Consider the following 19359-nt stretch of genomic DNA (forward strand, 5'->3'; position numbering starts at 1 on the left):
TTTGTTTTTGCAAATGTGTTGGATTTTATGAAATGGTTTAGTCCATTTCTTTTAATGTTATATTTTTTGAAATCTTATAGCTTTTCTTTTTACGATGCGGTTTTTCCTCTTCTCCAAGAAGTCTACCCCAAGGCTTAAGTCCTTCTACTCTTTCAAAAATAATCTTAATAATAGCAATAGCAGGAATACATAAAAACATTCCCGAAATCCCCCAAAGATGCTCTCCGATAAGGATCCCGATAAAGGAAAATAAAGCATTGATCTTTACTTTGGATCCTACTACGAAAGGAAGAATGATATTCCCATCAATGACATGCACTCCGATATACCCGATCATGACATATACACAGGTAGAAAGAGTTCCGGTAGCAAATGCGATAAAACATGAGATCAGAAGAGAAATACAGATGCCGATATAAGGAATGACATTCAGTAAGCCGGTGAGAACGCCCAGGAGAATAGCGAACTTCACGCCCAAAAGGGAAAGTACGATAGTTGTAAGTGTAGAAACAATAATCACCTGCAGGCAAAGCCCGAAGATATATCTTTTGGTCATGATTCGTACTTCTGTTACGACTTCCTGGACACTGGATTTATGTTTTTCATTAAATACATTGATGATGAAGTTGTTTAATATTCTTCTGTAATTTAAAATAAAAATGAAAAATAAGATGAAGAAAAATAAGAACCCCATACCTGTTGTAAATATCCCGAAGGTAAAGCCTAAAATTACTCCTGACGAAGAAAGCAGCTTATTAAGCCCCTGGTCAATATAATCCAACTGCTCGTTTATTTTAACATCAAAAGTATCGGAAACCCATCTTTGAAGATTTTTAAACACTGTATTGAATTGCTGGGTAAGGTGTGGCAGATCTTTACTGAAACTTGAAAGCTGCGAGCCAAAGAAAAATATCAGCCCCGTAAGGATGATAAGCATAATCATGAGGGAGGTCATGGTAGACATGGATCTGGGAAATTTGAGCTTTCTTTCCAGAAAAGTGGCTAAAGGCAGGAACAGCATGGCCATTAAAAACGCAAGAAAGAAGGGAGCCAAAATACTTTGTCCCAGCATTAAAAGGTAGCCTATTCCAATAATGGAAATAATAGCAAGAGCCAGTTTTAACAGAAAGGGTAGTTTAAAAAAATTCATAAGTGTAAAAATCTGTTGTATAAAAATACTAGATATCTTTTATTATCACCAAAAGAAATATCAAAATAATAAAAAGAAAAACATATCAGATTTCTGATATGTTTTTGCTGATAAGAAGTTCTATGTTTTATTTTTCTATTGCAATATCAATTACTTCTTCCATTTTATTGACGTAGTTTACTTTCAGATTTTTTAAATAATCTTTTTTAATCTCTTCCACGTCTTTTCTGTTCGCCTCACAAAGAATTACTTCCTTAATACCTGCACGTGTAGCGGCAAGGAGCTTTTCTTTAATACCACCTACCGGAAGAACTTTTCCGCGCAGGGTAATTTCGCCCGTCATGGCGAGATGAGGTCTTACTTTTTTATTTTTAAAAGAAGAAACCATGGAGGTAAGCATTGCGATTCCGGCAGAAGGCCCGTCTTTAGGGGTGGCACCTTCAGGAACGTGTACGTGAATATTCTTTTTCTCCAGATCTTCCTGCTCTATCCCAAGGTCTGCATGTTTAGCCTTGATGTATTCGAGGGCAATGGTGGCGGATTCTTTCATTACGGTACCTAAATTACCTGTCATGGTAAGGTTTCCTTTTCCGTTGCTTAAAATACTTTCAATAAATAAGATATCTCCTCCTACACTGGTCCATGCCAATCCTGTTACCACTCCCGGAACATCTGAAATTTCAGATAAACTTCTAGGGCGCGGAACACCCAGTATTTCATCTACTTTTTCCAATGAGATTTTAGGGTTGTATTCTTTTTCCAGTGCGATTTGTAAGGCTACCCATCTTGCAATGGCTGCAATTCTTTTTTCTAATGATCTTACTCCGCTTTCAGATGTGTGAGCTTCAATGATATGTTTGAGTTCTGCGTTACCCAGCTTAAATGATTTTGTTTGTAAGCCATTTTCTTCCTGCTGTTTTTTGATAAGGTGCCGCTTTGCAATTTCTATCTTTTCTTCCAGAGTATAACCGGCAATCTGAATAATTTCCATTCTGTCCAGAAGAGGCGTCTGAATGGTGGATAATGAATTGGCCGTTGCGATAAACATTACTTTGGATAAGTCATAGCCCATCTCAAGAAAATTGTCATGAAAAGATTTGTTTTGCTCAGGATCCAGTACTTCCAGCAGGGCTGAACTTGGGTCTCCATGTATTCCCTGTCCTACTTTATCAATTTCATCCAGAACAATTACCGGGTTGGAAGTCCCTGATTTTTTTATAGACTGAAGAATTCTTCCGGCCATAGCCCCTATATATGTTTTTCTATGTCCACGGACTTCACTTTCATCATGAAGGCCTCCTAGAGATACTCTTACATATTTTCTTCCCAAAGCGTCTGCTACAGATTTTCCTAACGAAGTTTTACCCACTCCGGGAGGACCTACCAGCAATAGGATAGGGGATTTCATATTATTTTTTAATTTCAGAACAGCCATGTGTTCCAGAATTCTTTTTTTAATATCATCCAAACCGAAATGAGCTTTATCTAAAACCTTCTGGGCTTTTTCAATATCAAAAATATCCTGGCTATAGTTATCCCAAGGTAAATCTGTAAAGAAATCCAGATAATTTCTCTGAACATTATAATCGGGAGAATTTGGATTTTGCCTTTGAAGCCTGTTCATTTCCTTTTGAAAATGTTCTTCGACTTCAGCAGACCATTTTTTTGTTCTGGCTTTTTGTAAAAGTTCTTCTACATCGGTTTCCGGTCCGCCACCCAGCTCCTCCTGAATAGTTCTGATCTGCTGATTTAAGAAATACTCTCTCTGCTGCTTATCAAGATCTTTCGAGGTCTTTTGGTGAATCTGGTTTCTAAGCTCTAATTTTCTGAAGCTTTCATGCATCAGCTCATAGCATTTGCGGGCTCTTTCCATTAAGCTTTTCTCTTCCAGAAATCTTTGCTTGTCGGAAGAAAGGAAAGTACCGTTTGAGCAGATGAAATTAAGAAGTTCATCCTTGTTGCTGATGTTTTTTATCGCAAAATTGGCAGCATTCGGAATGTTGGGATCCAGCTCGATAATTTTCAGGGCCAGATCTTTAATATTGTCTAATAAGGCATCATATTCCTCTTTATTCTTAGGTTTTACATCTTTTAATTTGGTGATTTCAGCTTTAAAATAAGGAGTGGTTTCAATGAACTTTTTGACTTTAAATCTATGAAACCCTTTTGTAATGGCTGTAATATTGCCTTCCGGTAATTTAATTATTTTGATAATTTTAGCCAATGTTCCGGTATGGTAGAGATCCTTTTCCCCAGGTTGTTCTATTTCAGAATTTTTTTGACTGATTACTCCAATAAAATCTCCATTCTTCTGAGCTTCTTCTAATAACTGGATAGAATTTTTTCTTCCTGCCGTGATGGGCATAACTACATTAGGAAACATGACCATATTTCTTACCGGGAGGATTGGGAATATTTTCTGGTCTGTATTGTTTTCAGTTTCTGAAAGATCCGAAAGAGTTATCTCTTCAGCAACAATATCAAATCCGTCTGATATGATTTCTTCTAAACTGATATCTTCAAATTTTGTCATAGTTCACTGAATGACAAATTGTCATTTTCGTTTTAATTCGTTAAAGTGATAATTAATGATATAATGGAAAAACAGGCTCCATTTTATCTCTTTGTATATCTCACAATACCTGTGCCATTTATAATTTGATAAAAAATATGGTCAAAATTTCCTTTTTCGAGAAAATTGATATTTAAAATTAAAAAAGAAGAATACATTTCTGTAATTTCTTAAAAATGTGTATTTTCGCAGACTGATAAAAAACTTTAATTTATAAAATGGCAATTTTAGGACAGATTAGGAGTAGACCTTGGCTTTTGATGGGTGTTATAGCTGTAGCGCTTTTAGCGTTTTTGGTAAACCCGGATAGTATTGATAAGGTTTTTGGTAAAAATCCTGATGTTTTAGGAAAAGTAAATGGAGAAAAAATTACCCGTGAGGAGTATAACGACCAGCTTTTCGTATTACAACAACAAGCAGAGCAGCAAGGGCAACCAAAGAATGGTCTTGAAGAGCAGGCTTGGCAGTTACTTGTACAATCTAAACTTATCAAGCAGCAGTTTGAAAAAATGGGTTTTGAAATGACAGAAGATTATTTCTGGAACCAGATCCAATATGATCAGATGTTTGCTCAGAATCAGCAGTTTTTTGATGAAAAAGGAAACTTTAAGACTCAGGAGCTGAAAAAGCAGATTGAAGAGTTGAAAAAAACAAGTACTGAGGGATATAACCAGTGGTTAAAAACAAGAAAATCTATTGAATACAGATTGATGGCAAGACAGGTTTTTGCTAATGTTTCCACAGGAATCACTACAGGAAAAAAAGAGGCGGAAGAATATATGAGACAAAGAGATCAGCTTGCGGATATCGATTTTGTTAAAATTGATTATGCAGCTTATCTTCAAAAAACTAAAATAAATGTTTCCACTCAGGATCTGGCAGATTATATTAAAGAGCATCCTGTGATGTTCAAATCTGAACCAAGCAGAAATTTAGGAGTGGTTTATTTTCCTTCCCAGCCAAGCGCAGCAGATGACGCAGCCGTTCTGAAGGAAATTACAAAACTTTATGCCGGAGGTACGGATGCCAGCGGAGGTACGGAAAATTTCCAGAATACCACCAATGATTCTATGTTCGTGATGGCCAATTCCGATATGCCTTTCACCAACCAGTACTTAAAGCCTAATCAATTGCCACAAACGATACAGGGACAGATAACTACTGCTGCAATAGGACAGACTTTCGGACCTTATAAAGAGCAAAATTTTTATGTAGTTTCTAAGCTTTTGGATAAGAAAACTTCAGATTCTACTCTCTCAAGACATATTTTAATTGCTTATAAAGGAAGCCCTGCAGGAGAAGGAGTTACAAGATCTAAAGAAGAAGCTAAAAAATTAGCGGATTCAATTGGAGCTGCTGTAAAAGCAAACCCTGGTAAATTCACGGAATTTTTGAAATTCTCAAGCGATCCTAATTCTGCTGCACAAGGTGGTAGCTTAGGATGGACAACTCCTGAGACTCCTTTCGTTCCTGAATTTTTACACTATTTGGCTAATAATCCTAAAGGAGCTACCGGAGTTGTTGAAACCCAGTTCGGATATCATATCATCAATATTGAAGATAAAAAACCGGGCTCTATGGGATACAAAGTTGCCAACCTCGTGAAGGCAATCAAACCATCTGATGCTACGGAAGCTGAGGTGGACAAAAAAGCAAGAAGATTTATTCAGCAGGTACAAGGAAAATCATTCAATGATTTTGTTAACATTGCTAAAAAAGATAATTACCAGTTCTCTAATCCTAAAACGGCAGGAAGATTTGATGGTCAGCTGCAAGGTTTAGGTACAGATAAAGATGCCGAAATCTTAGCATGGGCATTCGATAAGAAAAGATCCAAAGGAGATACAGAATTCTTTACAGTAGAAGGAACAGGTGATAAGATCGTAGTATATCTGAACGGAAAACAAGAGAAAGGATTAGCTGATCCTGAATCTGTAAGAGATCAGATTGAGATCATTGTAAAAAATAAACTGGCAGCGAAACAGATCACAGATAAGATCAACGCAGCTAAAGCCACAGGCTTGGATCAGATTGCAAAACTGTTTGCTACCACCAAACAATCTGCTCAGGTGAATATGTTGAATCCTTCTGTAGCAGGTGCTATGGAGCCGAAAGTGGCCGGAGCGGCATTTGGAGTGGCAACATCTAAACTTTCCAATCCTATCGAAGGAGGAACAGGAGTATATGTTTTAGTGAAAAAGTCAGAAACCACCAATAAACAGCCGGGAGATATTAAGCAACTTACTGAGTCTATTACCCAAAGAAATGCAGGTATGTTCGGTCAGGCCTGGCTGAAGAGCTTACAGGACAATTCCGATATTCAAGACTATAGAATTGAGATCTGGAATAAACTGGGAACTCAGCAACAATAAAAATAATTTTATACAATAATAAAAAGCGGCAAAAATTTGTCGCTTTTTTGTATTTAACGCAGAGTAATAAAGAAAAACATTAATTTAAAATGTATTATATTTGCTCATTAGAAAAAATTTAGCAAGTGAAGTTTAGTAAAGAATTAAAAGCTGGAATAATAGCCCTTATTGCTATTGTAGGTTTTGTGTTGCTGTTCCAGTTTATGAAAGGCAGAAGTCTTTTTACTACAGACAATATATTTTACGCGAAATACGATAATGTAGAAGGGTTGGCCCAGTCTGCACCTGTTTCTATTAACGGGTTAAAAGTAGGGCAGGTGGATAAGATCATTCCCCGCACTACGAAGGATGGTAAGATTCATTTCATTATAAAAATTACGGTAGACAACAACTTTGAATTTTCCAAAAATTCTACATTGGAAATTTTTGAACCGGGATTAATGTCGGGAAAAGAAATGCGTGTAAACTTAGTGTATGGAGGACCGACAGCTAAGGATGGTGATACATTAGAGGGTGCTTATAAACTTTCTATGATGAGCAGCCTTTCTTCCCAGGTAGGACCGGTGAAAGATCAGGTACAAACCGTTTTGCACAGAGTGGACTCTTTAATGACGAATGCCAACCAATTAGTGGATGCTCAGAACAGAGCTGAAATTAAAGCCCTGCTTTCCAATCTAAACAAAACTGTTGGGGCATTACAGACCACTGCATCCAATGTAAACTCCCTGGTAGGACATAATGATCCAAAGCTCCAGCAAGTGCTTGAGAATGCAAGTGCTACTATGCAGAGTGGGAAAGTTACCCTGGACAAATACGGAAATTTAGCAGAAAGTATAGATACCCAGAAGCTGAATGCCACTATTGCGAGTTTAGATGCTACAGTGGGACAGCTTAATCAGGTGATCGGAGGTATAGACAGAGGCGAAGGAAGTTTAGGAAAGCTGATGAAAGACGAACAGCTTTATAACAACCTGAATGCAGCATCCACTAATCTGAACTCCCTGATTGAAGACATGAAAGCAAATCCGAAACGATATATTAATTTTTCAGTGTTCGGTAAAAATAATAAAGACTAATAACGATTTATCCTATGCAATATATTGATAACATTATTTTTCTGGTTCTATTGGTTGTAGGTTTTGGTATGTTTGCAAAAAGCCTCCAAAAACTCTACAGAAATGTCAGATTGGGAAGAGAAATTGACCGTACTGATCATAAAGGAGAACGCTGGGGAATTATGACTCTGGTTGCATTAGGACAAAGTAAAATGGTAAGACGTCCTGTTGCAGGGATATTACATATTTTTGTATATGTAGGTTTTATCATAATCAATATTGAGCTTATTGAAATTGTTGTAGACGGAATATTTGGAACCCATCGCTTTTTGGCTTCCGTTTTCGGTGATACCTTTTACAGTTTCTTTACCGCTACCCTTGAAATTCTTGCACTTCTTGTAGTGATAGGAGTGGTTGTTTTCTTTATCAGAAGAAACTTTTATGGAGTTAAAAGACTTACCATGAAAGAACTTTTCGGATGGCCAAAACATGATGCCAACTGGATTCTCGTTATAGAATTTGCCTTAATGATGGCTTTCTTTAAGATGAACACCGCTGATTGGGTTTTACAGCAGCGAGGACTATTATCGGCACATGGAAGTTTTCCGATCAGTTCCACGATACTGGCTCCTCTTTACAGCAACTTCAGTGACGGATTTTTATTCTTTACAGAAAAAGCCGCATGGTGGTTCCACTTTGTAGGAATATTATTCTTCATGAACTACCTTTATTATTCTAAGCATCTTCATATCCTTTTAGCTTTTCCAAGTACATGGTATGCCAACCTTGAGAAGAAAGGAAAATTCAATAACCTGGAATCCGTTACCAAAGAGATTAAACTGATGATGGATCCGAATGCAGATCCTTATGCGGCCCCTGCAGAAGGTCAGGCTGAAGAGGTTCCTTCAAAATTCGGGGCAGAAGATATATTCGATTTAAATCAGGTACAGCTACTGAATGCCTATTCCTGTACTGAATGTGGAAGATGTACTGCCGTTTGTCCTGCTAATATTACCGGTAAAAAACTTTCTCCAAGACTGATCCTTATGAAAACAAGAGACCGTCTGGAAGAAGTAAGCCGCAATATTGATAAAAACGGGAAATTTGTGGATGATGGGAAGAAGCTATTAAATGACTATATAACGAAAGAAGAGCTTTGGGCCTGTACGACTTGTAATGCTTGTACGGATGCCTGCCCGGTATTACTGGACCCGCTTTCCATTATTTTTGAGATGAGAAGGTTCCTGGTAATGGAACAGTCTGCTGCACCGCAGGAATTAAATCTCATGATGACGAATGTGGAAAACAATGCGGCTCCTTGGCAATACAACCAGGCAGACCGTTTGAACTGGGCTGCGGAAGCCTAAACTCCGGATCTATTTAAAGTCTAAAATAAATTCATAGTAGAATGGATTTCAATATAAAAACAATGGCAGAATATGCTGCCGAAGGAAAAGCACCTGAAGTTTTATTTTGGGTGGGTTGTGCAGGAAGTTTTGATGATAGAGCAAAAAAAATTACCAGAGCGTTCTGTAAAATACTTAATAAAATAGGTGTGGAATTTGCAGTTCTGGGACAGGAAGAAAGCTGTACCGGAGATCCTGCAAAAAGAGCTGGAAATGAGTTTGTATTTCAAATGATGGCATTAACCAATATTGAAGTGCTGAATGCTTACGAAGTTAAAAAAATTGTAACCGCTTGTCCCCACTGTTTCAATACCCTTAAAAATGAATATCCGAGCTTAGGAGGAAATTATGAGGTATTGCATCATACACAGTTTCTTAAAAATCTGATGGAAGAAGGAAGATTGAAAATAGAAGGCGGAAGTTTCAAAGGAAAGAAAATAACCTTCCATGATCCTTGTTATTTAGGAAGAGCTAATGATGAATACGAAGCACCAAGGATTTTACTTGAAAAGCTTGATGCTGAGCTGGTGGAAATGAAGAGATGCAAAACCAATGGGTTATGCTGTGGAGCGGGAGGTGCTCAGATGTTTAAAGAACCGGAAAAGGGAAATAAAGATATCAATGTAGAAAGAACTGAAGAAGCACTTTCTTATGAGCCGAAAGTTATAGCGACAGGATGCCCGTTCTGTAATACGATGATGACAGACGGTGTAAAACATTTTAACAAAAATGAGGAAGTTGCGGTTAAAGATATCGTGGAATTATTGGCAGAAGCAGAAGATTTATAAAGCTTTATCCATTAAGATATAACAAAACAAAACTCAAGGCTTTCTTGAGTTTTTGTTATTTAAAATAATTCAATTATAATGCTTAATTTTATACTTTAAATACAGAAGAAATGAAAATTGAAGAATCCAATATAGTAGAAACGAATGATTACAGAGTGATTGTATACCCTGCTTCCCGGCCTTTTACAACGAAAGAAGCCAAGGCAATTACCGAAAAATTGTATGACTTTCTTGCCACATGGGCTGCCCATGGGAAACCTTTATCTTCTTCTTTTAAAATTGAAAGGAATCAATTTATTATTGTTTGTGTAGATGAAGAAAAAGAAGCCGCTTCCGGGTGCTCAATAGACTCACTGACAGGCTTGATGAGACAGCTGGAAGAAGAGTTTCAATTAGGCTTTTTTGACCGTATGAAAGCCAGCTTTGTAGAAAATGGAGAAGTGAAAACGCTGAAGCTAAGTGATTTTAAAAACGGATTGAAAAACGGAGAGATTTCAGAGGACATTGAAGTATTTGATTTTTCCAAATCAACGTATGTAGCGTTTCTTTCAGATTTTCTTTTACCACTGAAAAGAAGCTGGGCTGCTTCTATAAAATAGTTTTCTTGAATATACTCTTTCTTTCATCATGGTTTCCGAATAAGCTGGAGCCTACCAATGGTAATTTTGTATGGCATCATGCAGAAGCTGTATCCTTATTGAATAATGTGGAAGTATTGCATGTTATAGGAGACAGTAACCAGAAAGAAGAGTTTATGTTTGATGAGAAAGAAGTAAATAACATACGGGTTCTTATTATTTATTATAAAAATTCTAATAACCCGGTTAAAAACTTTTTAAAGAGAATTAAGGCTTATAAACTGGGTTTTGCTAAAATGACAAGACCGGATCTTGTTCATGCTAATATTTTGCATAACAATATGTTATTTGCAGTGTATCTTAAGAAAAAATATAAGATTCCGTTTGTAATTTCGGAACACTGGTCAGGTTTTCAAAAAGAAAATCAGTCCGGAACTTCCTTTAAGATTAAGCTGATAGCAAAATACATTGCCCACAAAGCCGGATATATTTTACCCGTCAGTAATCAGCTTAAAGAAAGTCTCCGGCTTATGGGAATAAAAACACCCATGAAAGTAGTCTCAAATACCGTAGACACGGAGGTGTTTACTATCAATAATAAAATAAAATCATCAGGGACTGTTCACTTTCTTCATGTTTCCGGGCTTACCCCTTTAAAAAATCCTGATGAGATCATAAAAGTAATTTCCCGGCTTCATGAAAACGGTTATGATGTACAGCTGGAGGTAGGAGGTGATGGAGATATTCAACCCCTAAGAAAATTAGTAAAAGAGCTGGAAGGAGAAAGCTATATAAAATTATTCGGGTTACTAAGCCATGAAGAAGTAGCGGAAAAGATGCAGAACTCTGATTACTTTATTCTTTTCAGCGAAAATGAAACCCAGGGATGTGTCATTTTAGAATCTTATGCCTGTGGTAAGCCGGTAATTACAAGCCGGGTGGGAGGTGCGGCAGAACTCATTCGGGAAGGCTTTGCCATTGGAGTAGAAAGGAATAATACAGTACAACTGTATAATGAGCTGGAAAAAGTCTGCAGGGGCGAATATATTTTTAAAAATGAAGATCAGATCAGGCAGCTCATTATTGATCATTATTCAAAGGAATCTATTGCAAAACAGTTTATGGAAATATATCAAAAGGTAATATGACAGAGCAGGGATTTTCCGTTTGTATTTTTCGTGATAAGCTCCAAAATAAAAAGTTTTTTAGAGAAAAAGCTTATGATTCATTATTTATAGAAACACCGGCTTTTGATATTCTTATCGAAGGTATAATTCTTAACAAAAAGAAACTATTAAAAAATTCTTACTCAAGCTTTAATGATTATCTGATAACCCACTATGCAGACCACGGCTGGAGAATATTACAGCAGTTAGAAGGAGAATTTAGAGGATATATCTGGGATAAAAGGAAAAATAAAATGTTGGTTTTTACCAATCCCACCTCTACCCAAAAAGTATTTTATTCTAAACTTGAGGACCATATTTTTATAGACACCGATTTGGTCCGTTTAAACCGAACAATCAAGGAGAGTGGATTTTCAATAAGCCCGGATATAGCAGCTTTTTATCAGTTAATGGTATTAGGAAGTCTATTGGAGAACAAAACTCCTTTGGAGAATATCTATAAAGTTTTAGATGGACATTTTCTTGATATTGATATTCAGAATCAAATAATTACAGAAAGGGAATATTTTAATATTTCCGGTATTGAATATTATAAAAAAAATAAAGAAAAAGCCTTAGACGATATTCACGAAGTTTTCTCGGACTCGATAAAAATGGAGTATGAAAAGGATATGGAGCTTAATACTTCGCATCTATCACTTCTGAGCGGAGGATTGGATAGCAGAATGGCTTTATTGTATGCCCTGAAAAACAACTTTGATATAGGTTGTGCTTTTTGTTTTTCCCAATCTCAATATTTCGATGAAAAAATTTCAAGAAAAATTGCAAAGGACTATGGGCTAAACTATGAATTTGTTCCTTTGGATGGAGGATTATTTTTAAATAAGATTGATGAATTGACGAGGATATCAGAAGGAATGACGCTTTATACCGGGGGCATTCATGTTCATCATGCCATTAATAACCTGACGTATAAAGACTTTTCTATCTTCCATAGCGGGCAGATCGGAGATGGTATTTTGGGAGGATTTAATTCTGAGCCACGGAAAAAAAATCCTACTGAATACAAGATAGTTATGAACAAGCTATTTTTGCCGAAAGTAGAATCGGATTTGGAATCGGCATTCAGAAACCATGAAAAGGAAGAGATTTTCCTTTTGAGGAACCTGGCTTATAACCGAACGGTATTTGGTGCACAGGTCTTTCAGCAGAAAGCCTATCAGACATCACCATTTATGACTAAAAGCTTTATAGAACTAGCAATAAGCCTGCCTGAAGAGTGGAAATATAAACACCGGTTTTATTTCGAATGGCTTTCCAAACATTGTAAAGAAGCTGAAAAATATATTTGGGAAAGGACATTAATGAAGCCTGATGCTAAATGGAAGGTTTTCGTAGGAGATAAAATTGTCAAAAGAAGTTTTGTACAGTTTTATAACAGAATTTTAAAATTACCCCAGAAAACCAGCATGTATCCCTATCAATATTATTATGATTCTGATATAGCGATACAGGATTGTTATCAGCAGTATTTTAATAACAACATAGATAGATTGGAGAACTATCCTGAACTTAAAAAAGATGTGATCCGCCTGTTTTCAGAACGTAGCTTTCATTACAAAAGTCTGGCAGTAAATATTTTGGCTGTTTTTAAATTGTATTTTAAATGAAAGAAATAAAGCAGTTTTTACAGAATTTTCTTAAGAACCAGGGGCATTATGTCTTTATCTCCTTATTGCTTGGGAAAATTTGTGCTTTTCTTTCTTCTATATATATCATCAGGCTTATCCCTGAGCAGGATTTTGGAAAAATAAGTATTGTCGCTGCTCTTTTTGCTGTATTTTCTTCATGCAGTGGCTTTGGAAGCGCTCAAAGCTTACTAAGGTTTGGTTCCGTTGCTGAGGATAAAATGGAGAAAAGTAAGCTTTCTGCCTATCTTTTAAGGAAAGGGTTTTTATATCAGTTGATTTTAACACTTATCTTTTTAGTTGTATCTGTTTTTTTTGTTCAGAAATATGAAGATATATTTTGGATTTTCTTATTCTTTTCGGTCAGGCTTATTGGCTTTTTTTATTTTCTGCATATCCAGTCGGACCTCAGAATTAATAATAAAAACAGGGAGTTTGCAAGGATAAACAATGTAGTGAATGTATTGGGGCTTGTAATTCTTTTAGTACTGAGCTATTATTTTCAGTTGGCAGGATACCTTATTGCAATGGCAGTTACACCTTTTCTTTCTTTATTCTGGTTTAAAAAAGATTTCCTTACAGCGGGTAAACTTTCCGGTTCTTTTGATGTAAAAGAACTTTGGAAATATGCCTGGCATACTTCCGGTACAGCCCTACTTTCGGATGCTTTATTTTCTGTGGATATTATTTTATTAGGTTTTTTAATGAATGAGAACGCGGTGGCCAATTATAGAATATCCATTCTTATCCCTTCCAATATTACCTTTTTATCCCTGGCATTTATGCAGAGTGATTTTCCGGTTTTAGCTAAAAATTATACCCAAAAAGCTTTTCTTAAAAAATATATATCGGATTATTACAAATTATTTATACCGGTTTGCTTTATTATTTTTATACTTGCAGGGATTCTAAGCAAGGATATTTTAAGAATATTTTTTGATGAAAGGTATACTGAGAATTCATTTTTGTTCATTATTTTTATGTTTATGTTTTTGATGAATATCCTTTTCCGTAATCTCTATGGTAATCTGCTTTCAGCAGTAGGTAAAATGGAGGTGAATACTAAAGCTTCTTTATTTTCATTACTTTTGATTATTGTATTGGCTTTCCTTTTAGTTCCTGAGTTTGGTATTTTAGGTATGACATTGAGTGTAGGGATTACATTAATGAGCTCAGGATTTATTCTGGGATTCTTCTTTCATAATTACCTTAAGAAATTAAAATAAGTTTTTATCTTTGTCGGGTAATGAAAAATGTCGTCTTCGGAATACTGGTTATATTTTTTGCATTTCTAAGTTGTAGAAGTGATGATGATACTATCCAAAGAATAGATCAGATACTGGATATTTATATGCAGGACAGCCAGGGACGTGATTTGCTTAATACAAATACTGAAGGGGCATTTACTTCAATTACGATGAATGATGTTCAGGGGACAACAAATAATGCTCCGGTTACCTATTCATCGTTGATGACAGGTGACTCGATTCGTTACATCCGTTATATGGCAGGAGCGAGAAGGGTGACTATAGACTCCATAAGCCCGGAAGACAGGACCTATGAATCCATTATAGCACTGGCTATTACCAAAAGGCTTACCGACTCCACAAATACAGTTATTAATGACACTTTAAGAATTCAATATCATTGGTCTCCCTCCGTATTTCAGGTTTCCAGAGTTTATTACCAAAATGAACTGAAGTTTACAAAAGAGCCAAATGTCTCGAATGTAGTAACTATCGTAAAATAATTTTTAACTTTGCACTAATTCCGGTTAAGACTTCCATTCGATAGTTTGAATGGGAATTTAACTATTAAATAAAATCTTGAAATTTTATGTTACAAGTCAATTTTTTACGCGACAATAAAGAACGCGTTTTAGAAGGTCTGAAAAAAAGACAATTCAAAAATCTTGAGTTGGTGGACGAAGCTATTGCTACCGACGATGAAAGAAAAAAACTTCAATTTGAATTAGATTCTCAACTTTCGGAAATGAACAAAATATCCAAAGAAATAGGGATATTAATGAAGGAAGGTAAGAAGGAAGAAGCAGAATCAGCAAAATCTAAAACCGGACAATATAAAGAGTCGAGTAAAGAATTACAATCCCAGCTTGAGATCAAGGAAAAATTATTATTGGAAATTTTATATCAGATCCCTAATATTCCCAATGAATTGGTGAAAAACGGGGCATCAGCCGATGATAATGAAAATATCTACCAATCCCATACTGTAGAAGGGTTGGGAGAAGGAGCGATCCCTCACTGGGAGCTTGCCAAAAAATATAACCTTATAGATTTTGAACTGGGTGTTAAAATTGCAGGGGCAGGATTTCCTGTTTATTTAGGAAAAGGAGCGAGATTACAGCGTGCTCTGGTTCAGTATTTTCTGGATAAGAATGTGGAAGCAGGATATACGGAAGTAAATCCGCCACATGTAGTAAATGAGGCTTCAGGATATGGGACGGGTCAATTGCCGGATAAAGAAGGGCAGATGTATTATGTTACCGAAGATAAACTATATCTTATTCCTACCGCTGAAGTTCCGGTAACCAACTTATATCGTGATGTTTTATTGGATGAGAAGGACCTTCCGATTAAAAATACGGCTTTTTCTCAATGTTACAGGAGAGAAGCAGGAAGTTATGGTTCAGATGTAAGAGGATTGAACCGGCTTCACCAGTTTGAAAAAGTAGAGATTGTAAGAATTGAAAAGCCTGAAAATTCTTATGCCGTTCTTGAAGAAATGGTAGAGCATATTAAAGGTATTCTTACGGATCTTGAGCTTCCGTTCAGAGTGTTGAGACTGTGTGGTGGAGATACGGGATTCGCTTCTGCTATGACCTATGATTTTGAAGTATGGAGTGCTGCTCAGGAAAGATGGCTTGAAGTAAGCTCTGTTTCCAACTTTGAAACGTTCCAGGCTAACCGTTTGAAATGCCGGTACAAAGCTGATGGTAAATCTCAGCTGGTTCATACCTTAAATGGTTCTGCAATGGCCCTGCCTAGAATTATGGCGGCATTGCTTGAAAACAACCAGACTCCGGAAGGCATTAAGCTTCCCAAAAAGATTGCCGAATATGCACGATTTGATATTATCAACTAAATATAAAAAGCCTCCAGGTGATTGGAGGCTTTTATTTTATTATTCAGTTGTAATAACAATCTTCTTATCAGCATTTATGAAAGGTTTCTTATTTTCTCCAGAAAGGGCTTCCATATCATAAGTTACTTTTACCGTATGATCGTCCATTTGAGTAATCCAGTCATGGCGGCCTGTAATGGATTTGATTTTATTCTCAAATTTTAAAGTAATATTTACTTCTTTATACATCATCTGCATCATTTGCAGTGTTTCTGCTTTACTGGTATCATCACCTTCAGGTAACATCATTTCCTTATTGAAATCATCGGTATTGATAGTGAGTGTTTTTCCGTTCCAGTTATTAACCGTATTGATATCAATAGGTAGGTTATCTGCCTTGGAAAATCCTTTTTTGATATAATTGTAGTCAGAAGGAGCAAAACGGTCCATTTTAAAAGATATCCCCGTAAAATCCTTCTGATCAAAATTCGATTTCATGAACACCTTTTTCATAATCCGGACAGAATCCGGATCCTTGGAGATCTTTCCTTCTTTCTTTTCCAGATCGTAAATGCTGGTCCAGGTTCTTGGTAGCTTTTCTATTTCTTCCAGTTCTTTTTTATTCTTAAGGGAGTCAGCAAACATAGACTTGAATGAAGAGATCATTTCTTTCATATCCAGATCGGCAGTGACTGTTGAAGTGGAATCTTTATAATAGGTGACTTCAGAATTGAGCGAACAGGATTGCAGTGCAAAAAAGCTCACAATGGAAAAGATGAATATCAGATGCTTCATGATGTAGTTTTTTATAGTTAATGACAGTTCCCAGAATTATGCTGGTGTGTACTGTGGTCTCCTTCAAGATGACAATCTCCGTTATTGTCCTTTGAAATGGTCATGGCTTCAGCTCTGGGTGATACGTAGGGAATTCCCAGTTCAAGGCCTCTGAGGACAAATAAACCGCCAAGGATAATCATAAGAATGGGAATGGCTTTTAAAACTTTGGTTCTGAAAGCCTGGTTAACTAAATTTCCGACCAATACTACAGCAAACATGAAAGGTAATGTTCCCATCCCGAATAAAGCCATATATAAAGCTCCCTGCCATATTCCTCCGCTTGCCAGACTTGCGGTAAGAGCCATATAAACCATTCCGCATGGTAAAAAACCATTAAGGATACCCGTGGTAAACCTTGAACGGTAGTCTGCTTTTTGGAGAAGGCGGCCCAAATTAGATTTAACGGAAAATAAAAACTTTGAAAAGAAAGGTATTTTCGAAGCAAAATCTTTACCACCAAAAGAAAAAACAGCCATTACAATTAAAAGGATTCCCACAATGATTGTTAAGTACCGCTGAAATCCTGCCATCTCAAAACCTTGTCCTATAATGCCTAATAAAGCTCCCAGAAGTGAATAAGTAAATATCCTTCCGAATTGATAAGTGAGGTTCTGAAGATAGTAATTGGTAGCCTGTTTTTTTGTTAATCCCATCGACAGAGCAATAGGACCGCACATTCCGATACAGTGAAAACCGGATGCGAAGCCTAAGCCTATTGCCGATAAAATAAGTGCTATTTCCATATCACATCATAATCAAGCCTGTAATCAAGCTTATCTTTCGTCCACATCAGTCGTAAGGTATAATTTCCGTGCTTTAATACTGATGCGGGAATAAATATTGAATTTCCGGCATTCAGAACTTCAGTTTTTTTAATATCCAGGTTCTGATCATCCGTTCTGTTCAGAACAAAATTTACGATGGTATTAGAACTGTTGTTTTCTTTTGGAAAACTTATCTTAATACCTGTTTTATCCTGAAAGTATACGGGTTTCTCTCCCAAAGCATCCGCTCTTTTTTTTGCATCAATTACACTTTGGTATTGAAGCTCCTCTTCATAATAATTATCAGTTACCATCTCTGAATTTTTTTGTCCGTTCGGAAAAAGAAAAATCATGGATAAAATAAAGATTATAAACGCTCCTAATGCAACAATAACACCGTGTCCCCAACTAAAATTTTTCATTCTTTAAAATTGTAATTTAAATGGCCCTTCAAAATAGGTTTGATAAGAGTCAATAAGTTTTCCTTTGGTGTCATATACACCGATAGTGATATTCTGCTTGGAAAGGTTCATTTCGGATTCAGGGAAACTTATATTAATGGTCCCTTTTGTGATTTTATCTCTATCCACAGTTATCATACTGGAGGCACTATAAGTAATAACCCCGTTTTTAGGTTCTATTACTTTTACGGTTACCACCTTTTTCTCGTTCGTTTTGTTCAGGAAAGTATAATTGTAAGTATTGGTAATTTGTCCGTCTCTTACAAAAAACGTGCTTCCGGCAGGTTTTATGAATTTGGCTTCCATTTCCCCTCTGTTATACAGGAGATAGCCTAAGAAACCAACCAATAAGGCAAGTACAACCGCGAAACCTTTCATCCTTGCTGTAAACTTGAATGGAATCTCTTTTTCAATTTCATTTTCCGTGGCGTAGCGTATCAATCCTTTAGGTAAGCCTACTTTTACCATTACTTCATCACAGGCATCAATACATGCAGTACAGTTTACGCACTCCAATTGTTGTCCGTCTCTGATATCAATTCCGGTAGGGCATACCACTACACATTGGTGGCAGTCTATACAGTCTCCCTTGCCGGCTGCTTTTCTATCCTCACCCTTTCTCCATTTAGCTCTGTTTTCTCCACGTTTGAAGTCGTAGAATACATTAATGGTTTCTTTATCAATTAAAACTCCCTGCAATCTTCCGTAAGGACAAACCAATGTACATACCTGCTCTCTGAACCAGGCAAATACAAAATAGAAAGCCGCTGTAAAAAGAATCATTACCATAAAGTTGGTAGGGTTGGCAAACGGACCTTCCGAAATGATCTTAAATACTTCCTGATATCCCACTATATACATAAACATAAAGTGAGTAATTATCAGCGAAATAATGATATATATGGTCCATTTTAAACCTCTTTTCCAAATCTTCTCACTATTCCAGGCTTGTCTGTCAAGCTTCATCTGCTTATTTCTGTCCCCTTCAATAGCATATTCTATTTTACGGAAAATCATTTCCAGGAAAATCGTTTGCGGACATATCCATCCACAGAAGATCCTACCATAAGCAATGGTAAATACAATAATGAATATAATGGAAGCTATGGCCCCTAGTGTAAGTATAAAAAAGTCCTGAGGATAAAAGGGTTGTCCCAGTATGAAAAACTCCCGGTCAATTACATTGAATAATAAGAGAGGGTTTCCATTGATTTTTATAAAAGGTATTGAAAAGTAGATAATCAGCAGAATATAACTTACGATATTCCGGTAATTGGTAAACTTTCCTTTTGGTTTTCTGGGATAGACCCATTTTCTTTTTCCGGATTGATCCATTGTCCCTATAGAATCCCTGTAGGTTTCAGGATCCAAAACCTGTCCTTGTCCGCCACGTGCTATTTCTTCTATATCTGACATTTTTTCTAAGATTTTAAAAAAGAAAAAAACATAATTTGCTATTCTATTTTTTCAAACTAAT

At 36.4% G+C, this 19359-nt stretch carries 16 protein-coding genes; 10 read left to right on the forward strand and 6 right to left on the reverse strand.

The window, feature by feature from the left end; all coding sequences use genetic code 11:
- Positions 1-37: 37 nt before the first annotated feature.
- Together ABJ974_RS00900 and lon are read right to left on the reverse strand one after the other, a co-directional pair.
- Complete coding sequence (locus tag ABJ974_RS00900; RefSeq protein WP_419869517.1) at positions 38-1150, reverse strand: AI-2E family transporter; 1113 nt, start codon at positions 1148-1150, stop codon at positions 38-40.
- A 127-nt stretch (positions 1151-1277) separates the two neighbouring features.
- Entirely contained in the window at positions 1278-3683 is a 2406-nt protein-coding gene (lon, locus tag ABJ974_RS00905) for an endopeptidase La (RefSeq protein ID WP_419869518.1), read from the reverse strand.
- A 257-nt stretch (positions 3684-3940) separates the two neighbouring features.
- Between lon and ABJ974_RS00910 the strand changes: the two genes are divergently transcribed.
- The 10 genes from ABJ974_RS00910 to serS all read left to right on the forward strand — a co-directional run bounded on the left by ABJ974_RS00910 (position 3941) and on the right by serS (position 15841).
- Complete coding sequence (locus tag ABJ974_RS00910) at positions 3941-6094, forward strand: peptidylprolyl isomerase (protein WP_419869519.1); 2154 nt, start codon at positions 3941-3943, stop codon at positions 6092-6094.
- Between the two features lie 125 nt (positions 6095-6219).
- Positions 6220-7170 (forward strand): MlaD family protein, encoded by a 951-nt coding sequence (locus tag ABJ974_RS00915; protein WP_419869520.1) that lies wholly within the window; start codon positions 6220-6222, stop codon positions 7168-7170.
- A 14-nt stretch (positions 7171-7184) separates the two neighbouring features.
- Positions 7185-8516 carry a 4Fe-4S dicluster domain-containing protein gene (locus ABJ974_RS00920; RefSeq protein ID WP_419869521.1) on the forward strand — a complete coding sequence of 444 codons (1332 nt, stop codon included), beginning with the start codon at positions 7185-7187 and terminating at the stop codon, positions 8514-8516.
- Positions 8517-8557: 41 nt separating this feature from the next.
- On the forward strand, positions 8558-9343 hold the full coding sequence (locus tag ABJ974_RS00925) for a (Fe-S)-binding protein (protein ID WP_419869522.1): 786 nt from the start codon (positions 8558-8560) through the stop codon (positions 9341-9343).
- A gap of 110 nt (positions 9344-9453) precedes the next feature.
- The gene (locus ABJ974_RS00930; protein ID WP_419869523.1) at positions 9454-9942 is read left to right on the forward strand and encodes a hypothetical protein; all 489 of its coding nucleotides are present in this window, start codon (positions 9454-9456) and stop codon (positions 9940-9942) included.
- Positions 9943-9947: 5 nt separating this feature from the next.
- Positions 9948-11069 (forward strand): glycosyltransferase family 4 protein, encoded by a 1122-nt coding sequence (locus ABJ974_RS00935; protein WP_419869524.1) that lies wholly within the window; start codon positions 9948-9950, stop codon positions 11067-11069.
- Complete coding sequence (locus tag ABJ974_RS00940; protein WP_419869525.1) at positions 11066-12718, forward strand: asparagine synthase-related protein; 1653 nt, start codon at positions 11066-11068, stop codon at positions 12716-12718. Before ABJ974_RS00935 ends, ABJ974_RS00940 begins: the two co-directional genes overlap by 4 nt.
- Positions 12715-13962: an oligosaccharide flippase family protein gene (locus tag ABJ974_RS00945; protein WP_419869526.1), complete on the forward strand. Its 1248-nt coding sequence runs from the start codon at positions 12715-12717 to the stop codon at positions 13960-13962. The genes ABJ974_RS00940 and ABJ974_RS00945 overlap by 4 nt, the downstream gene beginning before the upstream one ends.
- 20 nt (positions 13963-13982) lie before the next feature.
- Entirely contained in the window at positions 13983-14486 is a 504-nt protein-coding gene (locus tag ABJ974_RS00950) for a hypothetical protein (protein WP_419869527.1), read from the forward strand.
- Between the two features lie 86 nt (positions 14487-14572).
- Positions 14573-15841, forward strand: coding sequence for a serine--tRNA ligase (gene serS / locus ABJ974_RS00955; protein WP_419869528.1), 1269 nt, complete (start codon positions 14573-14575; stop codon positions 15839-15841).
- Positions 15842-15880: 39 nt separating this feature from the next.
- On the opposite strand, the gene ABJ974_RS00960 is transcribed toward serS, so the two are convergent.
- The 4 genes from ABJ974_RS00960 to ccoG are packed head-to-tail and all read right to left on the reverse strand — an operon-like array spanning position 15881 to position 19298.
- A complete protein-coding gene (locus tag ABJ974_RS00960) occupies positions 15881-16615 on the reverse strand; it encodes a hypothetical protein (RefSeq protein WP_419869529.1) in 735 nt (244 codons plus the stop codon).
- 17 nt (positions 16616-16632) lie between these two features.
- Positions 16633-17400, reverse strand: a complete 768-nt coding sequence (locus tag ABJ974_RS00965; protein WP_419869530.1) for a sulfite exporter TauE/SafE family protein — start codon at positions 17398-17400, stop codon at positions 16633-16635.
- Positions 17391-17843 (reverse strand): FixH family protein, encoded by a 453-nt coding sequence (locus ABJ974_RS00970; RefSeq protein WP_419869531.1) that lies wholly within the window; start codon positions 17841-17843, stop codon positions 17391-17393. Before ABJ974_RS00970 ends, ABJ974_RS00965 begins: the two co-directional genes overlap by 10 nt.
- Before the next feature lie 3 nt (positions 17844-17846).
- The gene (gene ccoG, locus ABJ974_RS00975) at positions 17847-19298 is read right to left on the reverse strand and encodes a cytochrome c oxidase accessory protein CcoG (protein WP_419869532.1); all 1452 of its coding nucleotides are present in this window, start codon (positions 19296-19298) and stop codon (positions 17847-17849) included.
- Positions 19299-19359 lie beyond the last annotated feature (61 nt).

It is taken from the genome of Chryseobacterium sp. CT-SW4 (assembly GCF_048572715.1).
Taxonomy (GTDB): Bacteria; Bacteroidota; Bacteroidia; order Flavobacteriales; family Weeksellaceae; genus Chryseobacterium.